At 41.4% G+C, this 4,585-nt stretch carries 4 protein-coding genes; 2 read left to right on the top strand and 2 right to left on the bottom strand.

Annotated features, from left to right (window positions below):
- Positions 1-203 precede the first annotated feature (203 nt).
- Positions 204-1,922: a TrkA family potassium uptake protein gene (locus C7B62_RS24590; RefSeq protein ID WP_106243971.1), complete on the bottom strand. Its 1,719-nt coding sequence runs from the start codon at positions 1,920-1,922 to the stop codon at positions 204-206.
- Between the two features lie 251 nt (positions 1,923-2,173).
- Here C7B62_RS24590 and C7B62_RS24585 point away from each other — a divergent pair, with 251 nt between their 5' ends.
- Complete coding sequence (locus tag C7B62_RS24585) at positions 2,174-3,133, top strand: DUF362 domain-containing protein (protein ID WP_106243968.1); 960 nt, start codon at positions 2,174-2,176, stop codon at positions 3,131-3,133.
- A gap of 54 nt (positions 3,134-3,187) precedes the next feature.
- Here the strand turns inward: C7B62_RS24585 and C7B62_RS24580 are convergent, their stop codons facing one another.
- Positions 3,188-3,544, bottom strand: coding sequence for a Rieske (2Fe-2S) protein (locus C7B62_RS24580; RefSeq protein ID WP_106243965.1), 357 nt, complete (start codon positions 3,542-3,544; stop codon positions 3,188-3,190).
- A gap of 125 nt (positions 3,545-3,669) precedes the next feature.
- On the opposite strand from C7B62_RS24580, the gene C7B62_RS24575 reads away from it, so the two are divergent.
- Entirely contained in the window at positions 3,670-4,500 is an 831-nt protein-coding gene (locus tag C7B62_RS24575; RefSeq protein WP_106243961.1) for a ChaN family lipoprotein, read from the top strand.
- Positions 4,501-4,585 lie beyond the last annotated feature (85 nt).

Raw genomic sequence — 4,585 nt, 5'->3', positions numbered from 1 at the left:
ACCTTCTCTCGATCTAGAGCCGAAAGAATTATTGGCACTACCTTCTGCTACTTTCTAACTTTGTCGAACTCACGTTGTTTAGTTAGTCTTTTCAACATCAAATTGACAATTTTTAGGGGACGCGAAGCTATCTGCCTTAAAGGATAAACGATCGCCTTCTGGAATTATCAGACGGCACAATTATCCAGGATAGTAATCAATAATTAATTTTTTAAACTCCCCTCAAGGCGATCGACCAGATCGTCATCGGCGCTAGAACTGCGCCATAGTTGATCCAAACCGCTGGCAGGCATAGTTAAATACAAAACATCTTGGGGTTGCAGACGGGTTTCTAGCAGTTGCCAACCGTGGAGGGTGTATCTTTGTCTCTCTAGATATAAAGGCACAAAATCGCTTTTCATGGCGGCATCTTGCACCGTTTGATGAAAAAAAGGATGTTTGGGAGTAATCATTGTGCCTAAAGCTACCCACAGCAGATCTTGAGTCATGCCGTTGCCCAGAATTCTTCCCCCTAAAGCAGCCGCTGCAAAGGAATAGGTGGCTAATTCTACAGGAGACAATACATGGTCAAACTCGAATACTTCCTGCATTGATTGAGCAAACTGGGGATCTCCACTACGTACCACAGTTTTTAAATATGGCGCTAAAGCTTTAGCAGTGAGGCTAATTTCTAGATTCGCGGTGTCATGACTAGTAACGGCAATTAAACTCAAGGCTTTGGGGACGTTAACCGCTTTTAAACTAGAGGGTATACTGGCATCTTCAATAATGACAGGAATGCCTTGAGCGCGAGCAGTACGAATATAGCGGTTATTGGGATCGGATTCAATGATCACCACTTCGTGTCCTTGATCATGAAGCTGACGAGCAACTTGAATCCCCATTCCGCCTAAACCACAGACAATATGGTGATTGTGTCGGGGAATTTTGGCTGCGTCGATAGTTTGCCGAAACCGACTTCCTAAGACAAAATCATTAATTAAAGCATAACAAATACCAATTACTCCAGCTCCGACAATCATCATAATTGCCGTAAAGAACTTCAAATAATCGGCTCCATTTTCGGCGACTTCTTCTTTGCCTCCTGCACCCGTAATCATACCCACGGAAAAATAAAGAGCATCGGCAAAGGATGTATGCAGATTAACGCTGACATAGATTAAGGTGGCAGCACAAATAACTGCCAGTAATGCCAGACTAACTAAAGTTACTGGACGAGCATATTGCTGATAGCGAGGAAGATTTAAAATCGCCTTAGACAATTTCTTTTGCCAAGAGCGACGCTTAGTTAACACCTGAGGTCTTGTGCCGACGATTAAGCGATCGCCTACTGATAAAGGTTTTTCTTGACTAATCGCCGAAACTAAATCTATTTCTCCTTGGATGGGTAAATAATAGATCAACATCCGATTAGGGTCTACCCATAAATCTTCTAACTTTCTGCCTAGCCAGGGATGATCGCGGTCAATAATTTCTTCGTTGATTGGCCAGGTACGATTAAATAGCTGAAGTTGACCGATCGCTTTATTACCCAAGGCAGCAAAAGTAAACAGGGGAGAGGCTAGTGCTGCCACGCTCATGGTGAAGTGATCGGGTAAAGTCAGGTCGAGGCGATCGCCTAAAGTATGATTGAGCAAACGATTGATAATCCGAATTTGCGGATTAAGCACCCTAGCTTGAGTTAAAATTGCCAAATTTAAAGCGTCGTCGTCATGTACTAAAACTAAAGTTTTTGCCTGTCTGATGCCTGCCTTGATTAGAGTAACGTTATCTCGCGGATCGCCAACGATAATTTGCTCACTAGCAGGAGCGTTAAGGGAATTACGACTAATTGCTACTACCTCTGCTCCCTGCTGTTTTAGGAGGCTATAAATTTTAGAGCCTGTGCGTCCTAAGCCACAAATAATAATTTTAGGTTGCATAGATTCTTGAATTAGGATGCAGAGAGAAATCGATCACAATTATATTGTGTCCAATGCAGATCATATCTACTGTATAGAAATACACTGTTGAAGCTATAGAAATTATTAAGGATAGATTAAATTTAGAAGACGTTAGATGAGGCAAAAATAATCTTGATAATTTTAGTAATTATGATTCTGATGTCAATCATTGCATATCATTGAGACAAGAGCCGTTATTTAAAAGCCCACTAATCAAAGCCAACTAAAACATGTATACCGTTAGTCTTATTCGCGCCGAATCTTACGAACTGAAGGAATTGCGATCGCGCCTTGAATACTTACTAGAACCCTTGGGGGGAATGGCAGCAATCGTCAAAAGGGGCGATCGCGTCTTGCTCAAACCAAACCTACTTACTGGTAGCCGTCCTACTAAAGAATGTATTACTCGTCCTGAAATTGTTTATTGCGTTGCTCAACTGGTGCAAGCAGCAGGAGGTAAACCCTTTCTCGGAGATAGTCCTGCTTTTGGCAGTGCGAGGGGAGTTTGTAAGGCTAACGGCTATTTACCTTTATGCGCCGAATTAGACCTACCGATTGTTGAATTCAAAGGACAGCGTTACTCTACTGACAATAAAAACTTCCAGCACTTACGATTATCTAAAGAAGCTTTAGCTGCCGATGTGGTAATTAATCTGCCTAAAGTAAAATCTCATCTACAGTTAACCGTGACTATGGGGGTTAAAAATCTCTTTGGCTGTGTCCCTGGCAAAATGAAGGCTTGGTGGCATATGGAAGCGGGGAAAGATGCGGAGCGCTTTGGCGAAATGATTGTGGAAACAGCCAAGGCGATCGCTCCTAATTTAACCATTATTGACGGTATTATTGGTCATGAAGGAAACGGGCCTAGTGGGGGTGAACCCAAGCATTTAGGAGTTTTAGGTGCATCTACTGATGTATTTGCTCTAGACCGTGCCATGATTGATATTCTCAACGTTGATCCCGCTACTGTCCCAACTTTAGTTGCTCAATTCAAACAGGGACACTGTAGCGAACTAGCCGAAATTGAGTTTCCTTACTGTCAACCTGCGGATTTACAGGTATCTGATTGGAAGTTACCTGAAGCCCTGATGCCGATTGATTTTGGGCTGCCTCGCGTCTTGCGCTCAACCTTTAAGAATTTCTATATTCGTTTGATCAAAGAGCCGATGAAAACTTATGGGAAAGATTAGTGTTTCGGCGCTTGATTAGTCTTAGGGTGCTGTCACCTCTACACCCTATCAATACTAAGCTGATAAATCTACGAGAATTTGTCCATCTTCAACCTTAGTAGGAAAAACCCCCAAGGTTTTTTCTGCGGAGATTTTACCCAAAACACTGCCAACTACTGGAGGAAATGGACACCAGGTTTTTACATTACCAGAGGATAGGTCGAATTCGCTACGATGCCAAGGGCAGACGATCGCACCATCGGCAGTAACTTTTCCTTTTTTTAGAGGTAGTTTTAGATGAGGACAAATACTATCTACTGCATAAATATTTCCTCCTTCATTGAGGAGTAACAGCGATCGCTCTGATAATTTGACCACTTGTCTTGCACCTGTTGCAAGAGCATTCATTGCTAAAGCTTTTGTCCAAACCATAATCAACTTCTCCAATATTTAGTAATAGATTCACAAATTTGAATTTATTTCATTATTCAGGAGTTTGTAGATTAAATATTGTTACCTCTAACAAATTTAACGATTTTACTTACTAACTTGCCATAATGCAGTTTAAATTTCCCGCCCTTATTTATGTAACAGGAATATTTTTAGCAGGGTTCTTATTTGCCCAATACCCTCATAGTTTAATTGCCACTGCTGAACCAGTCACAGCAAATATTCCAACTATAGGTCAAATTCAACAAAATGATGTAATTTATCTAGGAGAAAATCATGATAGTCCTGCTATTCATCAGCAGCAGTTAGAAATTATTACACGACTGCAACATAATTTAGCTAATAGCGAGAAAAAAATAGCGATCGCTCTAGAAATGTTTCAGCGTCCTTTTCAACCGATCTTAGACAGCTATCTAGCAGGAACAATTACTGAAGACCAACTAAGAGAGCAAACCGAATATGACACCCGTTGGGGTTTTGACTGGGAATTTTATGCCCCCATCTTGCGTTTTGCTAAAGATCGACAAATTCCTCTAGTTGCTTTAAATACTCCTGCCGAAATTACTCAAAAAGTAGCCGTTTTAGGCATCAATAGCCTTCAAGGAAACGACTGGCGCTATATTCCTGCCTTAAAAGACATTAAGCTAGATCATACCGAATACCGCCAAAGACTAACAGAAATCTATCAACAGCACGCCAAAGAGGGACAGGGAAACAGTACGGATGCAGATAACTTTTTTGCAGCCCAAGTATTATGGGATGAAACCATGGCAGAAGCGATCGCCACCTACAATCAAAATTATCCCCATACACAAATAATTGTCCTAGTCGGCAAAGTCCACGTTATGTATGATTACGCCATTCCTGACCGAGTAGATCGACGCATCAGCAATCCCAACTTCACTCAAACTATTCTTTTATTGAGCAGTGAGCAATGAGCAGTGAGCAATGAACAATGAACAATGAACAATGAACAATGAACAATGAACAATGAACAATGAACAATGAACAATGAACAATGAA

This window comes from Pleurocapsa sp. CCALA 161 (genome assembly GCF_003003995.1).
Taxonomy (GTDB): Bacteria; Cyanobacteriota; Cyanobacteriia; order Cyanobacteriales; family Xenococcaceae; genus Waterburya.
The sequence above is the reverse complement of the archived record's forward strand: the minus strand, read 5'-3'. Positions and strand labels throughout refer to the sequence as shown.